Genomic DNA, 23,546 nt, shown 5'->3' on the forward strand with positions numbered 1-23,546 from the left:
AGATAAACTTACAAAAAGAAAGTGATTGTTAAAGATATTTTGACTTATATCCAAACGGCAATGGTCGAAATGTAGGGATGAAAAAACTTCAACTCGCGTGTTTTTAACACAAGTAGCAAAGGGGATGTTTCCAAGTAAAACGCCGAGTCGGTAAGTGTCTTGCAGTCCTAGTTTAAGGCTATCGTTACATACGGACGCCAGACGTTCGCCAACTTTGACTATTCCTTCAGTCAAGGCTAACTCTCCTCATTAAGTACAAGTATAAATTAGCAATCTAGTTGCATATTGGCAAGTAATCTACGGCAAAAAAGGGACTCGCGTCCCTTTTGTATTACTAGCTTTGCTTAGAGTCCTGTTCTATTTGCTTCATAAGCTCGTTGGCTTTCTTCATAGCGCGTCTTGCGCTTGAAGTCCTTCGCTTATTAAGCAATATATCGGAGAAGCGTAAGTATTTATCAGCAGTTTTGAATCTTAAATCGTTAACATCCTGAAAACCAATAGGAAAGTTTTTCGAGAACAGATCCACATCCTTCACCAAGTTATCGAGATGAGTTGTCGTCCTTGCCTTTTCTAGGCGAGAATAAAAGTTTTCAAACTCTTCTTGGAACAGGATTCTAGCGGCATCTTCTGGAAACGGTAGAGGGTTGTTGGAATCTAGCGCTGTCTCATATAATTTCATTTCCAGCACTGCATCTTTCATCGCATTACTTATCTGTAAGTTCTCTTGATGCTCTTCTACGTTTGAAAAGAAGGTGTTCCCAACCTTAATAAGAGCAACAAGTGCAGCTGCGTCTTTCTTTTTGAGTGCTTCAGTGAGGTGCTGACCGAAAACATCGCTAGATAACGAACTTGGCGTGAAAGGATAACCTTGATGAATCTGATTTAACTCATCCTTGAGCTCATAGATGGATTTACTGCCGTCTTCTTTACTGTACCGAGACTTTTCAAGTTGACTGTTGATTTGCCTTGCTATCGAAAGTAACGTGGAGTGCTTGCTTGACTGAATATCTAAGGCAAGAACTTCTATTTTATGTGAGTCAGGGTAGTAGGTTTTTGCTTTATCAAGTATGGACTCAATTTCATCATAATTCGGGTAGTTGTTGGCATCAGAATTCAAAACCTGATCAATTTCAGATTCAAACTCGCTGAGAATATAGGTCTTGTGTAAGCGTAATAAGCCAGCCTTAACGACTGGATGTAAGCTTTTTTCACTATCAATCAGTGCCAAACTTTTTTCTGCTGGCGTATCAAGCTGCCACTCTTGTCCGGCAATTTGATCATTTTGCTTGCTAATAACGGTTTCCAAAGTGGCGATGGTTTCTTGTTGCTGCTGATAACCAAATACAATGCCGCTAACTAATAATATACTCGCTGCCGCGCCGCTAGCGATAGGCCAATAGCGAATATTCAATTTGCGTTTCAACTGCTCAGGGGTCAGCTCGTTCGGAATGATGCCAGTTGAAAATACGCTTGAAAATATTGGCCACTTAGATGCGGGCATGTTAGTTGGTTTAGAGACCTTGATCTTCTGTTTGAGAGCTTCATTAACTGGAGTTCTTGCGTAAGGGTGTTTGCAACTCAATAACTCGTAAGCAATACAAAATAGAGCAAACATATCGTCGCTTAAGTTCGGTTCCTTACCGGATAACAGGTTGAGTGATGCATAGTTGGGAGTATAACCAAGCGTTTCAACATTTTCGGATTTACGTTTAGCCGCATATTGATCCTGCTTTAATTGATGAGTTTTAGATACACCAAAATCAAGCAGCTTAACGTTACCCTCAGACGTTAAAATCACATTAGCGGGCTTTAGGTCGGCGTGCACTACACCAAGAGAGTGAGCATATGAGAGTGCATCGAGTACCTGATTTAGGATTGATAAAGTTGCATTAAACTTCAGCCCATGGGGCCTAGAACGCTGTATTAAACTCTCTAATGTTTCTCCGTTAATATACTCCATAACTAAAAAGTATATTTCGCCATCAACACCAAAATCAAAAACCCTAATGATATTAGGGTGGCTTAACCTTTGAGTTTGTTGAGCTTCACGTATTAACATGCGTGCAGTCTCTGGTTGAGAAGCAAACTCTTTCTGTAATATTTTTAACGCAACGTAGGGTGTTTCTGAACCTGAAGATTCAAGAATCTTATCTTTAGCTAAGTAAACATCGCAAAGCCCACCATGCCCAATAACCGACTCAATTTCATACCGATTTTTAACGGTCGTTCCTATTAAGCTTTCGTTAATAACATCTTTGTTATTATTTAATGAGTCATCTTTATTGTTTTTTTTCTTATTAACTAACGGAGTGTTTTCTTTTTGAGACAGTTTTGTATTTGTTTCATTTTTATTTTTAACGGAGGTTTCATTATTAGTGATTTTGGTTGATTTAATTGCATTGTCTCGTTTTTGAGTCTTTACAATTTTAGTTTTATCTCCGCTTTCTTCGTTATTTATAGAATTGTTTTTATTACTGTCTTCCATCACAAGAACTCCGTATAAATGATGGGGGAATATATACCTTTCTGCTCAATGAAAAGTCATTATGTTAGAATTTCTCGGCCAAACTAACATTCGTTTTTTTATTGATGAAAGTCTAAGTGTCAAAAATTTGAACTTGGTTGGATAATTAAAATTGTTGAACAATACGTGATTGCTTTGATAAAAAAATGATTCATTATTCCGTGCATGATTTTCAATGGCAGTATTAAGATTTTTATTAATCTTACTGTTAATAAGAAAGCAGTTAATAATAAAATTAAAAATAATATCTAGCAGGTCTTTGGCGAGGTTTACATGAAGTTGGTTTTAACCATAACAAGTTTTCACAAATTTACTCCAGAGATTGAGAGTGAGTTCGTGTTTGAATCAAGTGATGAACATGCCAAGGTTACATTTGGTAGGTCTGAACAATGTGATTGGACACTACCAGATCCTGAAAGAGTGGTATCCGGAACCCACGGAGAACTGATTAAGTTTGGTGACAAATACTTGATAAAAGACCTCTCAACTAATGGTACTTTTGTAAATAATGCTGTAACTCCTGTGGGTCAAGGAAATGAAATAGCACTAAGCGATGACGATATGGTTAGCTTAGGGGATTATCAAATTTCAGTCTCTATTCAAACAGATACAGATGTATTCAGTCTTGAGACAAGTAAAAGTCTTTCTAGCGCACCCCCTGAAGTAGTCTCAAGTCCATCGGAAGCAGAATTTGTTGACCTAGGCCTTAGTGCTAGTGAACTCTTAAACGAAAGTGTTCCTTCTGACTTTCAGCTAGATATTGGTTTAGTCGATGATTTTATTGATATCCCAAAGCCCGAAAAACAGAGCACCGTATCTGAAACTTTACCGAAAGTTAACCGACAATCAGAACACCTATCGACTCCCAACTTTGATACCAATGGGGGTGAACTTGCGGCTTTTGTTAGAGGGGTGGGTATAGATCCAATGATGATTCCCAGCGATAACCGAGAGGAATGGTTCGAACAACTGGGGGAGTCATTTTCTTTGATGCTAGTTGGTTTAATGGAAACACTGCATAACAGAGCAGTGTTTAAACAAACAAATCGACTTAGTCATACCGCATTTCGTAAGTCAGAAAATAACCCTTTAAAGTTTTCTGCAAACTTAGAAGATGCGATTCATAACTTATATAACCGTCAAACCGCTAGCTTCTTAAAGCCAAATGCAGCCATTAAAGAAGCATTTAATGACATCGAAAGTCATGAGCAAGCCTTAATGAAAGGTGTTGAAGGTACGGTTTCGAGTGTTATGTCACTTGTTGAACCTACTTCTATATACTCAGATGCTTTAGCGAAAGACACGGTTATTAATAAGGTTATTCCAGCTAGAAAATATGCTCAAAGTTGGAAGAGGTTTGAGGATATTCATGAAAAGTTATCCGATGATATTATCAATAAAGAGTCTCCGTTCTATTTAGAAGACTTCGCTAAGCACTATGAATTAGCATTAAAAAACAAAGGCTAGGAATTAGGGTGATGAAAAAGTTTTACCAATATATTTTGTTATTAATTTCAATAGCTTTATTTGGGTGCTCAGCAGCGAACCTAGTTGTTGATCCATACTCAGATTTAGAAATAGCAGCAAGTCATAACATTAATCCTGATTCAAACGGCAGGCCTTCTCCTGTAGTGGTGTATGTATTTGAATTAACGTCAAATACCATTTTCGAAAGCCAGGACTTTTTTTCTATTTATGAAGAAAGTGAAAAAGTCTTAGGACCTGATTTAGTGAATAAATATGAAGTTTCATTAACTCCAGGTCAGAAAGAAACATATCAAGCAAGTATGTCTCCAAAGACAGAATATTTAGGCATTGTCGTAGCGTTTCGAGATATTGAAAACTCAAATTGGCGACAAGTCATTAAAGTGGATAAGACCGGTTACAACACATATCAAGTATTGTTAGAAGATCTGTCTTTGGTCGTTAAATAACGTTTAGTTGGCTAATTATAAATGACGCAATACTCCAAGACGGCTTGGTGCGAAGGAATGTTTTTACGTCCCCAGCACTTCCAACAACAAGAACGCGCAACCTCTCAAGAATTCAAGGGCTTACATCAGTTAGGTGGGGCTTACAATTGGGGAGTTTGGAAATGTCGAGTAAAAAAACACGCGCTAAAAGATGGTCTTATTGAACTTGAGCATCTTGAAGCTGTTTTGCCAGATATGACGTTGGTTAATACGTTAATATCCAACGATTCAGTTTCGCCTCTACTTATTGATAAAAACACTGAAAATACGTTAGTAAAAATAACTCTCCCTCTTTCAAGTGTTACAGGTAAAAACGTTTCGGATGTAAGCGAATCGATCGTCTCTCGTTATGTACTTCAAGATATCGACGTGATAGATAACCTTACAGGACAAGATGAAGAAACCATCCAAGTTGCAGCCCTTAACCTAGAGTTGAAAGCGAGTAATGACAAATTAGCGGGTTATGTGGAGTTACCTATCTTAAGGATCAAAGAGGTAACTCCTGAAGGTGAAGTTATACTAGACGATGAGTACGTTCCTCCGCTTATCAATCTCCTTAGCGACAAAGTTATGTCAGCCTATCTACGTAACGTTATCGCGATGACAAAGATGCGTGCTGACGTTATTGCGCAGCGCTTGATTAAGGGTAAATCTGCATCGGCATCTGCTGTTGATTTCATCATGCTCCAAATGCTGAACCGATATGAGGCGAAGTTAAAGCATTTCAGTGAGTTAGATAGGTTACATCCACTGGAATTAGCGACGACACTTAAAGGTTACATTGGTGAGTTAGCCACTTTTTCTAATAAAACTAAAAGAGTCCCAAGTTTGCTTGCGTATGATCACTTAGATGTATCAAGTGTTTATAGCGAGTTGAATCAGATACTCAGTCAGTACCTCAGTGTTGTTCTTGACCAAACTGCGACCAAACTTCCGTTGGAGCCTCGCCAGTACGGTATTCAAGTGACGCCACTTCCAGATAAACGCTTGCTTGAGTCATGCCAATTTGTGCTAGCAATTAAAGCAGATACCACAACAGATGAAATAAGACGCCTGGTCCCAGCGCAACTCAAGTTTGGCCCGGCAGAACAGATTCGCGATCTAATTAATAATCAAATCAACGGTATAAACGTAGTGCCGTTGAGTGTCGTCCCGAGACAGATTCCTTACCAAACGGGCTATGTCTATTTCGAAGTTGTCAAGAAAGGGCCATTTTGGATGAGGCTAAAAGATAGTGGCGGTATTGCGCTTCACCTATCAGGGCATTTTCCGAATGCTGAACTTGAGCTTTGGAGTATTAATCAATAGGCGCGCTCAGTATGGAACAAACGATCGTAAAACCAACACCGGGTGGAAGAGCACCCGCATCGAAACCACAATCAGAAAAGTCACTGGATAATACCGTAGTTATCTCAAAAAGCCCTGAATTGGTGAACAATGATTCAGTGGTCGCTTATGGGAATAACTCTCTACTAGCAGAGGCGAATGGCCTGTTATCTATTATCGGTCAAATTCGGTCGACAGCGACTCATTCCGATCCGTTGTTTCTAAAAGAGACATTGGCACAAAAGCTTAGAGATTATGAGAACCGATTACGTCAGCATGACGTTGATTTGGATACCATTGATACAGCTCGTTATTGTTTATGCTGTTCACTAGATGAAGTTGTCCTTAACACCAATTGGGGTGGGCATTCATTCTGGAGTCACGATTCATTACTTAGCTCCTTCTATGCTAGCAGTCAAGGTGGGGAAGCGTTCTTTAAGCATCTTGATAAGTGCATGGCGAAACCAGATGCGAACTTAGATTTGCTTGAACTAATGTATGTGTGCTTATCTCTCGGGTTTCTGGGTCAATACCGTTTAGAAAAAAATGGACTGGAATCGCACCGGAAATTGAGAAGACAGGTTATTGCTACTCTTAAGTCTTATGGGAGAGGAGTCCCTCAGGAGCTAAGTAATAGTATCGACCAACACATTTTGAATGGCTCAAAAGCTTCTGATAGAGCCCCTCTTTGGGTTGTATGTTCTGTAACGGCGGCATTATTGGTCTGCATATATATGTATTTTAGCTATGAGCTAAATAAGGCATCCAATCGCACCTTTTCTCAATTAGTCAATTTGATTCAACCGCAACAACTTAACCAAGATGCAACGTCAGAATCAAAATCAGCGCCAATTGCAGAAAAGATTTCAATGTATCTAGCAACTGAGATCGGTAAGGGGCTAATCAATGTTGAGCCGCTGCAAGACAGGGTAAGAATTTCGTTAAAGTCTCAAGATCTATTTGAATCAGGTAGTGCTGATGTTGTCGCTTACATCCAACCCGTTATTTCTAAGCTTGCGAGAACATTGGAGTCGACCCAAGGCAAGATCATTGTTACTGGTCACACCGACGATAGGCCTATTTTCACGAGTAAATATCCCTCGAACTGGCACCTATCATTAGCTCGAGCCACTGCTATGTCTGAACAACTGATCTCGAATAGTGCATTAGAAGGGCGAGTGATACCCGAGGGATTGGGGGATGCAAGACCATTAGTTGAAAACAGTAGTGATGAAAACCGAGCTATTAACCGCCGGATTGAAATCGACCTTCTTGTCGCGAATTAATAATAGGTAGATAGAGATGCGTATTAAAGAAATTGGCAGAATATTTACTCAAAGATGGTTTCTCGGTCTTATCGGTGTCGCTGCTTGTTCTATTTTCATTTGGGTTGTTGGTCCACTTATTACGATAGCGGGATATGAGCCCCTAAAGAGTGACTTTCAACGGCTAGTCACTATTCTAGTGTTGGTGTTGCTTTGGGCGATATTTAACGTTACCAAGCAGCATAAGCAAAAGGTGAAAGAAGACGAAAGTATTCAAACGTTGCTTGAGGTTGATAGCCAATCAGATAAAGAAGCGGCAAGTGAAATTGACTTAATGCGCGAGCGTATTGAGCAAGCTGTCAAAGTAGTGACGAAAACACACAAAGGCAAGAGAAGCTTGTATGACTTACCGTGGTATGTATTGATTGGCCCTCCTGGAACGGGGAAAACAACCGTATTAAAGCAGTCGGGGTTAGAGTTTCCATTAGGAGACAGCCTTGGCTCTGACTCTATTGCCGGTGTAGGTGGCACTCGTCACTGTGATTGGTGGTTTGCAAATAAAGCAGTTCTTATAGATACGGCTGGCCGGTATACGACACAAGACAGTCAAGAAAAGGTCGACTCTAAAGCGTGGCATGGTTTCTTAGGATTGTTGAAAAAGTATAGAACGCAAAGACCAATTAATGGTGCGATTGTTACGATAAGCTTAGCCAGCGTGATGTCTCAGACTCGAACCGAGCGAAGTCTTCATGCTCGAGCAATTAAGTCGAGACTTCAAGAACTGAAAAACCAGTTAGGCATGCAGTTTCCGATTTACGTATTGCTCACCAAAATGGATTTAGTTGCCGGTTTCAATGAATTCTTTGCCGATTTAAGTAAGGAAGAACGAGATGATTTATTTGGTTTCATGTTCCCTCGTGAAGTGGATGATGAAAGAGGCGTTATTTCTCTATTCAACAAAGAGTTTCATGGCATGTTGGAGCGCCTTGATGCCCGTATGCTTAGAATACTTGAAACTGAGGACGATTTAGATAAACGCGCGCTTATCTTTGAATTTCCAAAGCAATTAAGAGTGCTACAAGCTAATCTTGACGAGTTTTTAGCTGAAATTTTTGCACAAAACAGTTTTGAAGAGCCTGCCTTGATTCGTGGTGTGTTTATGTTGAGTTCGGTTCAAGAAGGCTTACCAGTCGATAAGCTGATGAATGAATCAACCAATGGACTTGGGTTAAATCGTTTAGCTCTAGCAAAGAGTCAGACTGGTTCTCATAGTTATTTCGTAAAGAATCTTTTTGACAAGGTTATTTTCAAAGAGCAACTGTTAGGAACAGTTAATCGTCACTATCAAAAGCAGTCAGGTTGGATGCGTCGAGGTGTTTACATTGGATGTACAACGCTACTGCTAGGAGCTTCTGCGCTTTGGTTTATGAGTTATAAGTGGAACTCACAGTTAATTGTCGATACCAATGAACAAGCTAGCCATATTGATGCACTGATTGGCGCTCAAAGTTTAGATTTTGAAGCGGATATTGTTTCAGCTGTAGAAACATTAGATAGGTTGATGACGCTTCCTCTCGGAAAGCAAAGCAACTACGGTGATGCCGACTCTGTAAAGAGGTTTGGTCTCTATCAAGGAGACAAAGTATCTCAGGCGGCAAACAATGCATATTCTGATGCTTTGACCCAATATTTCGCCCCTTTGCTTCTTGATAGCCTGGTGTCAGAAATGGAGAGCAATCAACAGCATCGTGAGTATTTGTACGAAACGTTAAAAACGTATTTGATGTTATTCAATCCAGACAAATATCAACAAGATGAAGTGTTGGCTTGGTTTAACTTTTATTTCGAACGTCAATATCCGGGTGAGCTAAACGCAGACTTAAGAAGACGCTTGCTACAGCACACTCAATATTTATTAGGCAACGATGGACAAGGCTTTACTTACAACACTGCTGCTGTGACGAGTGCTCGAGAAGTGTTGACTCAAATGTCTCTACCTGAACGTGCTTATCAGCGAATGAAAATACAATTTTCTAAGAGTCATGTACCTTCATTTCGCTTGACTGATGTATTGGGACCTAAAGGGCTTGAGCAGTTCGAGCGAGCTAGTGGAAAACCGCTATCACAAGGCATTTCGGGTTTCTACACGTACAATGGTTTTCATAGCATTTTTCAGATTCAGATCAACCGTACAGTAAAAAGCCTAATGGAAGAGAACTGGGTTTATGGTGACGATCTTAAGGCTCATGAAATTGATCAAGATAGTGCCATCCAAGGCGTTCAGTCACGATACTATCAAGATTATGTTAATGAATGGAAAACGTTGATCGAAGATATTCAATTGAAGCAGGCTCCGAGCCTAGAACTTGCGACAGAGCAAGCGAGGGTTTTATCTGGAGTTGAAAGACCAATCGAATCTTTGTTGAGAGCAATCCAAAAAGAGGTTGCTCTATCAAAAGTATCATTGTCAGAAAATCAAAAAGCCGCTTCTGAAGTTGCTGGTAAAGTTGCCAAAGTTAAGTTTTCAAATACGGCAGATAGACTAGACATGTATTTACCTGAAGAAAACGGTTTCAATGTTGCTCTGCCAGGTAAAGAAGTCGAATCGCATTTTTCAGAGATCTTACGCCTTGGTGAGCAAGACTTTGATGATATTCAACAAGCAATGGTTAACTTGCGTTCGTATTTAAGTGACTTATCAAGCTCTGGTAACAATCAGAAAATTGCCTACAAAAGTATTTTAGATGGAACCGTTACACAAGATGTCGCAGCTTCCTTTGCTCGTGCTAAAGAACTTTTGCCGAGACCATTTAATCAATGGCTAGGTGAGCTTTCTCAAGAGTCGGTTAAGTTTGCGGAGAGCGGTTCGAAGGATCATCTAAATCAACTTTGGGTAACACAGGTGGTCCGCCCTTATCAGCGGACTATTGCTGGCAGATACCCATTCGAGCCCAACGCGAGCAGAGAAGTTAGATTGAAAGACTTTAAGCGATTCTTTGGTTATGGAGGTACTCTTGACGCATTCTTCCAAGAATACCTCGAACCGTTTGTGGATACTTCGAAAAGTCGTTGGCGATTAGAAAAGGAAATTGGAGTTCGTCCAGAAACACTAATGGTCTTTCAAAGAGCGCAACGTATCAGGCAGTCTTTCTTTGAATCTGATAATTCATTACGCGTAGAGTTTGGGATGAAGCCTGTTTATCTAGACCAGCACATTACTCGATTTGTCTTAGAGTTGGGTGGACAAGATTTGGTTTATAAGCATGGACCAGCAAGAGCTAAATCGTTGAGTTGGCCTGCCGGTCAAGATCAGACTCGAATTGTGTTCACACCACCTGAATCTAAACGCGAAATTGCGCATACCTATGAAGGTGAGTGGGGCATATTCAAGCTTTTGGATCAATCACTTAAAGCAAGGCCAGAATCGCGTAAAGACAATATAGTTATGATTGATTTAAAGGGAAACAAGGTGCAACTAGAGCTTATTCCTTCTAGTGCCATTAATCCGTTTTGGTCAAATGAAATGGAGAGGTTCAGATGTCCACGAACCTTATAACATCAGGCTGGGGATATATCGGCAAAATGCCTGCAAAAGGGGACTTTGTGAAAGATGGTTTATCACAAGATTTCTCGGAGCGTTGGCATGATTGGCAACAGGCGGTTATTGCAGTCAGCAGGGAACAACTGGGTGAAAGCTGGAATGAGCACTTTTTAACGGCTCCTGTGTGGCACTTTGCTTTGGATATTAGCTATTTAGAAGACTCAACCTACATTGGTAGCATGATTCCTAGTGTTGATGCATGCGGTAGATACTTTTTCTTTACTATAGCTCGTGCCGTAAAAGGTGAAGCTGCGCAATATTGGGGTGACAGAGCTTGGACAGAGGACAGTGCCGCTCTTGCTCTTTCAGTACTTGAGGACGACTTTGTCTTTGATGTTTGGCATAAGAGTACTCAAGAAAAAAATGACCTCGTTGCGAATGTAACAAGTGAAGTGAGGCCTCTAGAGTTTCTTTATCAAAGCCAAATATCTACAGTTTTTCATGATCACGGCAATACTGATCAAAATACGCTTTTGAATTACCTCATTAAAGAAAAATTGAGTAAACCATGTTTTTGGTGGACTGAAGGTTCAACGAAGGTTGAACCATGCATGTTCATTACTAGTGGATTTCCTTCAATTGGTCAGTTTTCAGCCATGCTTGATGGCGGCTGGAAAAAGTGGAATTGGTAGGATAGAAGAATGAATTGGAACTATTTTACCTTTGCTAAATCGCACGCAGGAAAAGTACGCCCTTATAACGAGGATGCTCTGTTGGATATGACAGAACAGCATATTTGGGTGGTTGCCGATGGAATGGGTGGACACAGTGCTGGCGATATAGCAAGCCAGATGCTAGTGGATAGAGTCGCGCGCCACATGCAGGATGTCTCCAATACTAGTATCGATGATATCCGAAGAGTGGTTCAAGAAGCGAACTTAGAAATTTACCAATACGCACAAAATCACTTAGACGGTAAAACGATGGGAACAACACTTGTTTTGTTGTTTATTCAGGATGGGTATTACCACTGTCTTTGGGTGGGTGATAGCCGAATTTACCAGCTTAGAAGTGGTAATTTTGTCCAAAAAACACGTGATCATAGTCAAGTCATGGACTTAGTGGATCAGGGCTTATTGGCATTTGAAGATGCCGAATCTCACCCTCTTGCAAATGTTATTACCAGAGCTGTTGGGGTCGACGAAAGTGTCACTATTGATCAAGTTTCAGGGCAGTTGGCTGACGGCGATCAGTTTCTACTCTGTAGCGATGGACTCTCTAAGGAACTTACGAGTGAGGAAATTCATCGGACATTGTATGCAGACTCAGTCAACCAAGCTGGATTAGCGCTCATGCATTCGGCTTTGGTTCGGGGCGCAAGTGATAACGTAACTTGTGCTTTGATCAAAGTTCGCCAAGCGCAAACGGAGTGTGAAACAGTAACTAGAGAAGACGCGACAATACCTGTCTTTCTAAGAGGGAGAGCTTATGAGTAATGAAATGTTTGATTGGTATGAACAAGCGTTGGCCCCTATATCTCAAGAAAATCCTACAGGTGTTGATCCTAGAGAGGATGTATCACCACAGTCTGCTTACTATCGGTTGAAAGATCAGCGTATGGCCGCCCGCAACGCTGAACGTAATGCTCTTATAGAAGAAGAAAGTATCTATACCCACAGTAATTTATGGCGAGTATTTATTGAAGATGTCCCAGAAATACTCACGAATCAGTCTAAAGATTTGGAATTTGTTGCCTGGCTTATAGAAGCCCTAACTCGATTGTATGGTTTTCGTGGTATGGGCGTTGGCTACAAACTCGCAACCAGTTTAATTGAGAACTTTTGGGATGATCTGTACCCAATGCCTGATGAAGATGGTATTGAGACAAGAATATCGGCGATTATTGGCCTCAATGGTATCGATAGTGAAGGAACACTTATTTTTCCAATTGCTTGTATACCATTGACTGACTTAGGCGTGGAGCAAGCTTATGCCTATTGGGAATATCAGCAAGCTATAGAGCTTGAGCGCTTAGACGAAGATAAGCGCCGAAATCGAGTCGAGCTTGGGGCTGTTGAGCTATCTGAAATTACAACTACGGTTAAGTCGACTTCTGATACGTTTTATCGAGAATTAATCACGGATTTGGAGTTCGCTAAGGAATCATTTAATGAATTCAGTCAGCGATTAGATGAAGCGGTCGGTGATGTGACTCCTAGTTCTTATATATCAAAAAGACTTGAATCAATACACTCGGCATTAAAGCACCTTCTTGGAGATCGTTTTAATCAACCACAAGCAGTGATTGAAGAGCTAGAGGATCTTGATGAATCTTCTTCTGAACAACCGTTAAGTTCACAAAGTTGTGATGCATTATTAGCGACAAACATGAAATCACGAGAGCAGGCAATTAGACAATTGCAGCAAGTAGCTGATTTCTTCCTAGAGAGTGAACCTCACTCACCAGTTTCTTACTCCATCGAACAGATCATTCGTTGGTGTGGGATGCCTCTGCCGGAGTTACTGGCGGAACTTATCTCCGACGGGGATGCAAAGAAAAGCTACTTCCGTTTGGTTGGCATAGCAGAACAAAATGAAAATTAATAAAGGGAGAATGGTATGACGAGTATCCACTCGAAACTATCACGAGTACGGAAGCCTCGTGTCCACATTACCTATGATGTTGAAACTGAAGGTACAACTCTTAAGAAAGAACTGCCTTTTGTTGTAGGTGTAATGGGTGATTTCGCTGGTCAAAACACAGAAGCGTTGAAGCCATTAAAAGACCGCCGTTTTATTCAGATCGATCGAGATAACTTTGACGATGTACTCAAAAAAATGAATCCATCGGTGAAGTTTAAAGTTGCGAATAAGCTTGCGAATGACGATTCACAGTTTGAGGTCGATTTAAACTTTAAATCAATGCAAGACTTTGAGCCTGCTGCGATCGTAAATCAAGTTGATCCACTACGCCAATTGATGGAAACGCGTAATAAACTGCGTGATTTGATGACAAAAGTTGACCGCTCAGAAGAGCTTGAAAATATCCTAGAGGATGTTTTGAACAATACGGACAATCTGGCAAGACTTGCAGGCGAGTTAGATCTTGACAAGAAAGCGAAGTCAGACAGTACTGAAGGAGCGGAATAATGACGACTGAAGCTGAAAAACAGTTAGATCCAACAGTTAATGAACAGACAACTTCATTCTTAGATCAAGCTATTGGTGCGACTAAGCAGACCGAAGCTTCTCGTGCTGAGGAGCTGATTAAAACGCTCGCTGAAGAAGCAATGAAAGGGACAGTTACTTGGAACAAAAACCTAACAGTAACTTTTCGTGAAGCGATTAATTTGCTCGATAGGCAGATTTCTGATCAGTTGTCTGAAGTAATGCATCACCCAGAATTACAGAAACTCGAAGGTTCTTGGCGCGGCTTAAATTATCTAGTGATGAATTCAGAGACCAGCTCTACTCTGAAAGTTCGCATGATGAGTATGACCAAGAAAGAGCTACATAAAGACTTGAGCAAAGCTGTTGAGTTTGATCAAAGCCAGATCTTTAAAAAGGTTTACGAGTCTGAGTTTGGTAGTGCTGGTGGTGAACCGTATGGTGCATTGATTGGAGACTATGAGTTTACCAACCACCCAGAAGATATTGAGTCGTTACGCCTAATGTCAAATGTAGCGGCTTCTGGTTTCTCTCCATTCTTGTCCGCGGCTTCACCAGCACTATTCGGCTTTGATGAGTGGACTGAGCTGTCAAAACCACGCGACCTAGATAAGGTATTTGAATCACTAGAATACGCCCAATGGCGTTCGTTCCGCGAGAGTGCCGATTCGCGCTTCGTTAGTCTGACGATGCCAAAAGTCCTTGCTCGTTTGCCATACGGACAAGCTACCGCTCCAGTCGAAGAGTTTGGGTTTGAAGAGTTCGAAGTAGATCCTGTTTCAGGTATTGCTGTTAACGCTGAACATAACGACTACTGTTGGATGAACTCTTCGTATGTTCTTGGTGTTAAGTTAACCGACGCATTTTCAAAATATGGATTTTGTACTGCCATCCGTGGTGCAGAAGGCGGCGGTCGAGTGGATAACTTGCCAACGCATTTCTTCATGAGTGATGATGGCGACCCTGATATGAAGTGCCCAACAGAGATTGGTATTACCGACAGACGTGAGGCGGAGCTTGGTAAGCTTGGTTTCTTACCGCTTTGTCACTACAAAAACACCAACTATGCAGTGTTCTTTGGTGCGCAAACCTGTCAAAAACCAGCGAATCATGAATCCCCTGAAGCAACGGCCAATGCGGCCATTTCTGCCCGCCTACCTTATATGATGGCAACATCTCGTTTTGCGCATTATTTGAAAGTAATGGCTCGAGATAAAATTGGTAGCTTTATGGAAGCAGAAGACGTTGAGTCTTGGCTGAACCGCTGGATCCTAGGTTACGTCAATGCTTCTGAAGGCGGTGGTCAAGAGATCAGAGCGAAATACCCTCTAGCAGACGCTCGTGTTCAGGTTAAGGAAATTCCTGGCGCACCTGGTTCTTACAATGCCGTAGCATGGCTGAAACCTTGGTTGCAAATGGAAGAACTGACGACATCTTTGCGACTTGTGGCCAAGATCCCTCAGTCAGGTGGATAAGAAATGAATTGGCTGGTCGAAAGGCCAGCCATGACCAATCTTTATGTTCTAGATGGAATTAGCAGTGTCACTTAACTTTCGCGACCCTAGCAAGCTAAAACATGAGTTCAGTACCGGAGGCTACGCTGAACTTGATAGCCCGTGGTTGACTCGATTCAATGAATCTTCTGATCTTGTAGCGTCAGCGCGAATTTGGTTAGAAGGTACACGTTCAAGAGATTTGGACAGCTTTCGTCATAGTGTGATGAACACAATTAACCGCATTGATGAGCTATTAGAATCTCAACTCAATGAAATATTACATCATCCTGAGTTTCAACAGCTCGAAAGGGGGTGGGTTGGAGTTAGGTATTTATGTGAACAGGTTGATTCTCGTTCATCGGATTCTGTAAAAGTTAAGGTTTTAACGGCGACATGGAATGAAATCAGTAAAGATGCTTTAAAAGCCATCGAGTTTGACCAATCAGCACTATTTAAGTTGCTCTATCAAAATGAATATGGCACGGCAGGGGGAGAACCCTTTGGTGTGGTGGTTGGAGATTATCAGCTTCGCTGTGATCCTAGTAAAAATTATTTTGATAGAGATCTGTCTGTGTTGAGTAAGATCTCTCAGTCTGCAGCTGCAGCATTCAGCCCATTTATCATGTCTGCGTCGCCAGAGATGTTTGGTGTTGATAGTTTCGCTCAACTCTCTGCGATAAGAGATATAGCAGCCCAATTTGAACAGGAAGATTATGCAAAGTGGCGTAGTTTGAGAGACAACGATGATGCTAAATTTATTGGTTTGACTGCACCTAACGTCTTGTTCCGTCAGCCATACAAAAGTGATGGCTCGCGGAATGATAAATTCAACTTTCAAGAACACATCTACGACTCCAACCGAGATTTGCTGTGGGGGAGTAGTGCGTACTGTTTTGCTGCCGTATCAATTAGAGCATTTCAGGAACATGGTTGGTTCACGCATATGCGAGGGATTAAACAAGGCGATTACAGTCAGGGTATTATCGTCGCTCCTACAAGGAGCACGATGCGTGTTAATGGCAAGAATGACCGTGAAAGATGTCCGTTAAACTTGAAAATCTCTGAGAGAAAAGAACAAGAATTGTCTGAGTGCGGTTTTATTTCTATTTCTCCAATACCTGAGACCGATATGGTAGGGATGACCTCGAATGTATCTCTCTACAAGCCCAAACAATACGCAGAAAAGCATATTTCAACGAATGCAAAACTGACATCGATGTTGCAATACACATTGTGTGTATCGCGAGTCGCACATTATCTCAAGGTTATGGGGCGTGACAAAATTGGTGGGTATCAAGACGCGGAAAGCCTAGAGCGTGACTTTCAACGCTGGTTACACCAGTACACTACCGCATCAGATGAAGCGTCTGATGAGCTTCGGGCTAAATACCCCCTAAATGAAGCAAAAATTACAGTTCGAGAGAAAAGAGAAACTCCTGGACATTATTACTCAGTTATCCATTTGCGACCGCATTTTCAACTCGATCAAATGGTATCTAGCATTAAATTAATTACCGAATTATCACCAGAGCACATGGTGTAAGGAAATAACAATGACTCAATGGAAAAATGCTTTGTCCCAAGGCCTATTGCAACACGCTCTAGAGCAATTAATTGATGAAATTAAAGCAACGCCTAAAGATGCGAGCTTGAGAAGTTCTTTCATTGAGCTTCTGTGCATTGATGGGGACTTCGAGCGTGCGGACGCTCAGCTCATGCAATCGATTAAATTGTTTCCTGAGTATCTGCCTGGTGCAAGTCAGCTGCGACATTTAGTGAAAGCAGCTCAAGCTAGAAAGGATTTTATTAATGGTGCGGCTAGTGCCAAAGTATTAGGTGATGAGGAATTAACTAAAGATCTTGTTCGATTTAATCTTGCTCTCGGAAATCAAGAGTACGAAGAAGCGTCACGTCTATCACATCGCATTGAAGAGCATCGTACTATTAAAGGGTTTAACGTAAACGGCACAAACTACGAAGATGCTAGAGATATTGATGATCGTTTAGGTGGTTACATTGAACTGTTTTCTACAGCAGGTAACTATTTTCTTGTACCCATATCGAGCATCCATACGCTAGAAGTTAAAGCACCTACTTCTTTGTTAGAGAGTATTTGGCGACCTGTCGAGTTTGATATCGATGGACTTGGTGAAGGCGAAGGCCATATGCCTTTGACGTATGTCGACTCAGAGACCGATGCGCAAAAGTTAGGTCGAGAAACGGATTGGAAGCAGATTGGTGAGCAAGAATCTTTTGTTGGCTTGGGTCAAAAATGTTGGTTAGTCGGTGACTCAGCGCTTCCAATCTGTGATTTGACTACATTATTAGAACAGAAACAAATAGCGTAGAAATATCATGTCGTTAACCGTTTCTCTGCTCGACAAATTGATAGATAGTGATCCTCTCACTCGAGATGAGAAAGACTTCCCTGCAAGCCAGCAACAGATGTTGAGCAGCTTACTTAGAGATCTAGAGTCGATGCTGAATAGTCGTATTGGATGGAAAAACATTCCTGATGATCTTCTAGAGGTTCGTTATTCAATATTGAATTATGGGCTGCCAGATTTTTCCTCAATGCCCTATAGCAGCCAAGAAGGGCAGAATCAGCTTTGCGACATCGTTCATGATGCAATTAAAGAGTTTGAGCCGAGGTTAAGGAACCCTCATGTCCAGATTTCGGACGAGAAAAACGCTATTGATAGGGTATTGAGGTTACAGATAAATGCCACTTGCTTAATTGATAACAGTATTCATGAAGTGCGATTCAATTCTGAAGTAGAGCCGGTAAATTTAGGTATGAAACTGAGTAGAGCAAAATGAGTGAAGAGTTTCTCAAGTACTATAATCGCGAGTTAGCTTATTTGCGTCACAAAGGGCAAGAGTTTGGTGAGCAGTATCCCAAGATTGCCGCGAGACTTCGTATTAGTGAGGAACAGGTTGACGATCCACACGTAGAAAGATTGTTAGAAGGCTGCGCATTCCTAACAGCAAGGATTAGACAAAGCTTAGACAATAGTTACCCTCAGTTTACAGAGTCTTTGATGGGACAGTTATATCCGGATTTTCACGCCCCAATCCCGTCAATGTCAGTCATTAAAATGAGCTGTTCTAACTCCACTTCCTCTTATTTTGATGTAGAAGAAGGCGAGCGAGTTGTTATCGGTGCTCCTGGATATCATGAGTGCGAGTTTAGAACTTGTTATCCGGTCAGAATGTATCCTGTTGATGTGACCTCTGGCGTTTTTAAAAATGCGCCTTTCAAGCCAGTTGGCTCACGATGGGAAAGCAATGCTCATTCAGTTTTGAAAGTACAGCTCACGGCTCAAGATGAAGAGACTCCTCTTGGTGAAATGGGGGTAGAACGGCTGCGCTTCTATTTAAACGGTCAATCTCAATTGACTTTTAAGCTCTACCAAATGCTGTTTCAAAACCTAATTGGTTTATCTGTTGTTGTGGATGGCAAAGAAGTTCGTCCTTTAACCAAAAGACATCTTTCTGAAGTGGGATTTTCAGAAGATGAGAAAGTTGTGCCATACAGTAAAAGAAGCTTTTCAGGAGCAAGATTACTTGTTGAGTATTTACACTTTCCTGAGAAGTTTATGTTCTTTGATATCACCGAACTTGGATTATCAGAGCTAGATCTTAGAGAGCAAGTCGAACTGTATTTTTACTTTGATACCAACGATGACTGGCTTCCAAAGCAAGTGGACGAAGAAAGCTTAATGGTAGGCTGTGTGCCTGTGATCAACTTATTTAAAAGTATTATGGAGCCTAAGCGTATTCTACCAACTGAATACGATTACCACTTGTCTCCACAATACCAAGAAGCTGAAAGTAATGAGGTTGTCTCAATTTCTGACGTAACGTTGAGAAACTGGAACAAAACGTACCACAATTTGCCATGTTATCACGCTGGTGAGCACACGCATTATACGAACACTAGTGAGATTTATTGGTTGATGAGACGTGAGGATAAGAACTGGGCTGGTGGGTATGATGAGCCAGGTAGAGAAACTTACATTTCTTTTGTTGATAAAAAACATCAATTGTTCAGCCCGGATAGCCGGGAAAACTGGTTAATGTACGTGGAAGCTGAGTGCTGTAACCGCAACTTAGCGCAGAAACTTCCATTTGGAGGTGGGCTGCCGCAAGTATCTTTACCGGAGGTAAATGACAATTTCGAATCTGTTCGTTGTTTAGTTTCTTTATCAGAAACTATTCGGCCAGAAATGGATGAAAGCACACGATGGCAGTTAACTAAGCTTTTAACTTTAAACCATTTTACCGAGGAAGATGGTTTAGCAACTTTGAAGCAGACCCTTAATCTCTATGCATTTTCTGGGACAGCAGAAACGAAAGCGGTAATCGATGCTTTAACTAAGTTAGAGTTTGAGCCTACTACAGGAAGAATTAGTCAGAAAGGCAAAGTTGGATTTGCGCACGGTATAAAAATTATTTTGACGGTTTCTGATCAAATTTTACCTAAAGAGCAGATCTTTCTCTTAGGTAGTGTTTTATCTGTTTACTTCTCGCAATATGCTGAAATTAACATTTTTACGCAGTTAGAAATAAGACTTAAGTCCACAGGAAAGTCTTTCCACCTATGGCCCGCATTAACTGGCGATAAGGTGTTGCTATGAGCGCGGAACAATTTTATCGAGAATTAAAGCAACATCCATTGTTTGAAGCGATTCATCTTATTGAACACGAAGTTCTGCAAGCAGAGGCGCAAATAGGAACAGATGCGTTACCGAAGCATGAAAAGCTAAACTTAAAGGTTAATCCATCATTAGGTTTTGAAAATGCTCAGCTTTGTGAACTGAAAAATATAGATGACAGCAAGTTAGAGATTGAGACCAATTTAATAGGCCTAACGGGTGAGCAAGGTGTGCTTCCCCAGCACTATAGTGAATTAGCTTTACATCGCCAAAAAGAAGGCGATACGGCTATGGTGGACTTCTACGATATTTTCAATCATCGCTTATTATCTCTTTATTATCGATGTTGGCAACTGAGTCAGCTGACTGTTCAGTCTCGTGCGCATGCGCAGGGCGCGCGTTCGCCGTTAGAAAGCTGTAAATCGGCATTAACTGGGAAAGGGAGTTCACTGTCCCGGCACTATGGTGGTGTGTTTGCTTCACCAGTGAGAAGTAAAGGTGGACTAAAAAGTATTCTTGAATGTTTATCTGGATGCCAAGTAAAAGTTCATGAATTTCAAGGACAATGGTTACACCTTACGAAAGAAGAGCAAACACGCCTTGCATCCCGAACTATGCCTGAAGGGCAGTTTGCTCAACTTGGTTTAGGAGCGTCTTTGGGTTCGAAAGCATGGAATATCAACGCGGGGACAACAATAGAATTTCTGCCAAAAGATAAACAGCTAGTTAGTAAATTGCTTCCTAACCAACCCAATATAGCAATCATTAAGAACGCTGCTTATGAGTTGATTGGAAAACATAAACAACTGAAGTGGCAGCTCACCACCAAACATAGTTTGCTACCACAAGCTTGTTTATCGAAACAGCAGGGGCAGTTAGGTATTGGTTCTGTGCTTAAAAAACACGAACGTACAAAAGATCGAACTATAACAATTACTATTTAAAGGAAATGTAATGGCTTCACTCTCACTTTCAGCGTTGGTCGAAAGATTGTCTCCTCAGGCTAAGGAAACACTTGAACAGGCAGCTGCGATGGCAAGCTCCCGAACTCATCACAGTATTGAAATGTCTCACTGGTTAATGATGATTATCCGCCATCCTGACGATATTTACTCTGAAGTTTTTGACGAATTTGATGTCGATAAAATCAAGGTTGAAACCGATATTCAAAAGGCATTAGAAAAATACAAAACAGGATGCCAGTCGGTGCCTGGGCTATCAGCTCATACGGTGACTGTTATGCAAAATGCCTTGTTGTCTGCAACCATTGAATTCAATCAAGAACAGTTGGGGTGCATCCATCTTTTATTTGCCTACTTGTCTGATGATACGTTAGTCAACATGGCTGGTTCGATTAGTCCTGAACTAAACAAGATAGAACCATCTCGCTTATTGAACTTTAAAGAAAGTAATGCGCCTCAATCAAGATCGAATGACTTAGCACAGTCAAACGCGAGTTCCGCCTTGAATCAATTTACAACAGACCTTACTGAGCAAGCTAGGGAAGGTAAAATAGATCCGGTGATTGGTAGAGATAATGAAATTCGCCTAATGATCGATATTTTATTAAGACGCCGACAAAACAACCCGATTCTTACCGGAGAAGCTGGTGTTGGAAAAACAGCCGTTGTTGAAGGTTTGGCGCAAAAGATCATTGATGGCGATGTACCTCCCGCTCTGCAAAATGTGGCAATTAAGTCTCTGGATTTGGCGTTACTGCAAGCCGGCGCAGGCATGAAAGGTGAGTTTGAAAACAGGTTTAAGAACCTTGTGAAGGAAGTAAACGACGCTCCACAGCCTATTATATTGTTCATTGATGAAGCTCATGGCCTAATTGGCGGTGGTGGGCAAGCGGGCCAAGGTGATGCGGCGAATATTCTGAAGCCAGCATTAGCGAGAGGTGAACTCAGAACGATCGCAGCAACAACGTGGGCAGAGTATAAAAAGTATTTTGAAAAAGATGCAGCTTTAACTAGGCGTTTTCAAGTCGTAAAGGTTGATGAGCCAGCCCCTGAACTCGCGATCGAAATGTTACGAGGCTTACTTGATGTAATGGCACAGCACCACGATGTTCATATCACTAACCAAGCTCTCAATGCAGCGGTCCAACTCTCAGCTCGATACATTAATGGTCGTCAACTGCCAGATAAAGCGGTTTCTGTTTTGGATACGGCCTGCTCTCGAGTTGCGTTAAGTCAGTCATCTACACCGGGAGGCCTAGATGCGAAAAGAAATAAACTTAAAGCAAAGCAAGCTGAGTATGAGCATCTTAGCCAAGAGAATCGGCTAGGAGCATCTCTTGATGTACAGCTGCAAAGTGTCCGAAAAGAGATTGATGCGCTATCTAATGACATTATTGAATTAGAAGTACTTTGGGAAAAAGAAAAAGAATGGGTAAGTGAAGCTAAGTCACTTAGAACCCAAATAATCCAGGAGGGTTCTGAGACTGCGAGAGACAAGTTACAAGAGCTTGAAAATAACCTCTCCGCTAACTCACAGCCCTTAGTTTTTTCGCATGTAAATGAAGCGCTAATCGCAGAAGTTATTTCGGATTGGACCGGTATACCGCTGGGTAAACTTCAGGATGATGAAATCCAAGCAGTATTGGGTTTGAAAGAAAGTTTGTGTAAGCGAGTTGTCGGGCAGGATCACGCTTTAGAGCTCATGTCTGAAGTGATAAAAACCGCGAGTGCGCAGCTCACGGATGAGACACGACCAAATGGTGTATTTCTCCTAACCGGACCAAGCGGAGTGGGTAAAACCGAATCGGCTTTGGCGATTGCAGAGAAAGTGTATGGTAGTGAAGAAAATGTCACGACTATCAATATGTCGGAATTTAAGGAAGAGCATAAAGTCTCATTGCTATTAGGTTCTCCTCCTGGTTATGTCGGTTATGGAGAAGGAGGTGTACTGACTGAAGCTGTTAGACGTAAACCTTATAGTGTAATTCTCCTCGATGAAATGGAAAAAGCGCACCCTGGTGTTCAAGATATTTTTTATCAGGTATTTGATAAAGGCTCAATTAAAGACGGTGAAGGTCGAGATATAGACTTTAAAAACACTATTATTATTATGACCGCGAACACAGGGACCGAAACGACGATGTCTTTGTATTCTGATCCTGATTTAGCGCCTGAGCCGTCAGCACTAAAAGATGCTTTACGCGATGATTTGTTGGTTGACTTTAAACCAGCATTTTTAGGGCGTGTGAATGTATTACCTTATTTGCCTCTATCAAGAAAAGTATTGATAGAAATAACAAAATTAAAGTTAGATAAAATTACGACTCGTATTCGTAAGCACTATAACGCTGACCTGTTTTTTGATGAGGAACTAATTAATGATATTGTAGACAATAGCAATGAGTCTGGGAGTGGTGCGCGTGTGGTACAAACAACCATAGAAAATACATTGCTTCCGAAGATTTCTCATGAAATATTGCATGCAATTCTTAATGATAAGACGTTTGATGAAATTATTGTTAAAGGTACAACTAGTGGACTTGATGTCTCAATAGTTTAACATCCTTTACACTCTCAATAATAATTGGGAGTTGGTTCATATTAACTATTATTTTTTATAAAAAACGCTTAAA

General features: G+C 41.2%; 17 protein-coding genes. 16 read left to right on the plus strand and 1 reads right to left on the minus strand.

Features of this window, described 5'->3' with window-relative positions:
* Nucleotides 1–334: 334 nt before the first annotated feature.
* Entirely contained in the window at nt 335–2,485 is a 2,151-nt protein-coding gene (locus tag R7Q09_RS08400) for a serine/threonine-protein kinase (RefSeq protein ID WP_318070640.1), read from the minus strand.
* A gap of 312 nt (nt 2,486–2,797) precedes the next feature.
* Between R7Q09_RS08400 and tagH the strand changes: the two genes are divergently transcribed.
* Genes tagH through tssH form a run of 16 tightly spaced genes read left to right on the plus strand, consistent with a single transcriptional unit; the run spans nt 2,798 to nt 23,473 of the window.
* Nucleotides 2,798–3,991 (plus strand): type VI secretion system-associated FHA domain protein TagH, encoded by a 1,194-nt coding sequence (gene tagH, locus R7Q09_RS08405; RefSeq protein WP_005375931.1) that lies wholly within the window; start codon nt 2,798–2,800, stop codon nt 3,989–3,991.
* A gap of 11 nt (nt 3,992–4,002) precedes the next feature.
* Nucleotides 4,003–4,458, plus strand: a complete 456-nt coding sequence (tssJ, locus tag R7Q09_RS08410; protein ID WP_005375933.1) for a type VI secretion system lipoprotein TssJ — start codon at nt 4,003–4,005, stop codon at nt 4,456–4,458.
* Between the two features lie 21 nt (nt 4,459–4,479).
* Nucleotides 4,480–5,805 carry a type VI secretion system baseplate subunit TssK gene (gene tssK / locus R7Q09_RS08415; protein WP_080276943.1) on the plus strand — a complete coding sequence of 442 codons (1,326 nt, stop codon included), beginning with the start codon at nt 4,480–4,482 and terminating at the stop codon, nt 5,803–5,805.
* An 11-nt stretch (nt 5,806–5,816) separates the two neighbouring features.
* Nucleotides 5,817–7,109 carry a type VI secretion system protein TssL, long form gene (gene tssL, locus R7Q09_RS08420; RefSeq protein ID WP_053307737.1) on the plus strand — a complete coding sequence of 431 codons (1,293 nt, stop codon included), beginning with the start codon at nt 5,817–5,819 and terminating at the stop codon, nt 7,107–7,109.
* Nucleotides 7,110–7,125: 16 nt separating this feature from the next.
* Complete coding sequence (gene tssM / locus R7Q09_RS08425) at nt 7,126–10,644, plus strand: type VI secretion system membrane subunit TssM (protein WP_213872419.1); 3,519 nt, start codon at nt 7,126–7,128, stop codon at nt 10,642–10,644.
* Nucleotides 10,626–11,321 carry a type VI secretion system-associated protein TagF gene (tagF, locus tag R7Q09_RS08430; protein WP_005387528.1) on the plus strand — a complete coding sequence of 232 codons (696 nt, stop codon included), beginning with the start codon at nt 10,626–10,628 and terminating at the stop codon, nt 11,319–11,321. The genes tssM and tagF overlap by 19 nt, the downstream gene beginning before the upstream one ends.
* Before the next feature lie 9 nt (nt 11,322–11,330).
* Nucleotides 11,331–12,125, plus strand: coding sequence for a PP2C family protein-serine/threonine phosphatase (locus R7Q09_RS08435; protein ID WP_005387527.1), 795 nt, complete (start codon nt 11,331–11,333; stop codon nt 12,123–12,125).
* Nucleotides 12,118–13,233 (plus strand): type VI secretion system protein TssA, encoded by a 1,116-nt coding sequence (tssA, locus tag R7Q09_RS08440; RefSeq protein ID WP_318070639.1) that lies wholly within the window; start codon nt 12,118–12,120, stop codon nt 13,231–13,233. Before R7Q09_RS08435 ends, tssA begins: the two co-directional genes overlap by 8 nt.
* A 15-nt stretch (nt 13,234–13,248) precedes the next feature.
* Nucleotides 13,249–13,779, plus strand: a complete 531-nt coding sequence (gene tssB / locus R7Q09_RS08445) for a type VI secretion system contractile sheath small subunit (protein WP_005387524.1) — start codon at nt 13,249–13,251, stop codon at nt 13,777–13,779.
* Complete coding sequence (gene tssC, locus R7Q09_RS08450; protein ID WP_005375950.1) at nt 13,779–15,272, plus strand: type VI secretion system contractile sheath large subunit; 1,494 nt, start codon at nt 13,779–13,781, stop codon at nt 15,270–15,272. Before tssB ends, tssC (R7Q09_RS08450) begins: the two co-directional genes overlap by 1 nt.
* A 52-nt stretch (nt 15,273–15,324) precedes the next feature.
* Nucleotides 15,325–16,836 carry a type VI secretion system contractile sheath large subunit gene (gene tssC / locus R7Q09_RS08455; RefSeq protein WP_225473122.1) on the plus strand — a complete coding sequence of 504 codons (1,512 nt, stop codon included), beginning with the start codon at nt 15,325–15,327 and terminating at the stop codon, nt 16,834–16,836.
* A gap of 10 nt (nt 16,837–16,846) precedes the next feature.
* Entirely contained in the window at nt 16,847–17,641 is a 795-nt protein-coding gene (locus R7Q09_RS08460; protein ID WP_318070638.1) for a type VI secretion system accessory protein TagJ, read from the plus strand.
* A 7-nt stretch (nt 17,642–17,648) separates the two neighbouring features.
* Nucleotides 17,649–18,113, plus strand: coding sequence for a type VI secretion system baseplate subunit TssE (gene tssE, locus R7Q09_RS08465; protein WP_017635621.1), 465 nt, complete (start codon nt 17,649–17,651; stop codon nt 18,111–18,113).
* Nucleotides 18,110–19,933 (plus strand): type VI secretion system baseplate subunit TssF, encoded by a 1,824-nt coding sequence (gene tssF, locus R7Q09_RS08470; RefSeq protein WP_005387518.1) that lies wholly within the window; start codon nt 18,110–18,112, stop codon nt 19,931–19,933. Before tssE ends, tssF begins: the two co-directional genes overlap by 4 nt.
* A complete protein-coding gene (tssG, locus tag R7Q09_RS08475) occupies nt 19,930–20,895 on the plus strand; it encodes a type VI secretion system baseplate subunit TssG (protein WP_005375963.1) in 966 nt (321 codons plus the stop codon). The genes tssF and tssG overlap by 4 nt, the downstream gene beginning before the upstream one ends.
* 10 nt (nt 20,896–20,905) lie before the next feature.
* Nucleotides 20,906–23,473 (plus strand): type VI secretion system ATPase TssH, encoded by a 2,568-nt coding sequence (gene tssH, locus R7Q09_RS08480; RefSeq protein WP_318070637.1) that lies wholly within the window; start codon nt 20,906–20,908, stop codon nt 23,471–23,473.
* Nucleotides 23,474–23,546: the final 73 nt, after the last annotated feature.

This window comes from Vibrio sp. 2130-1 (assembly GCF_033339515.1).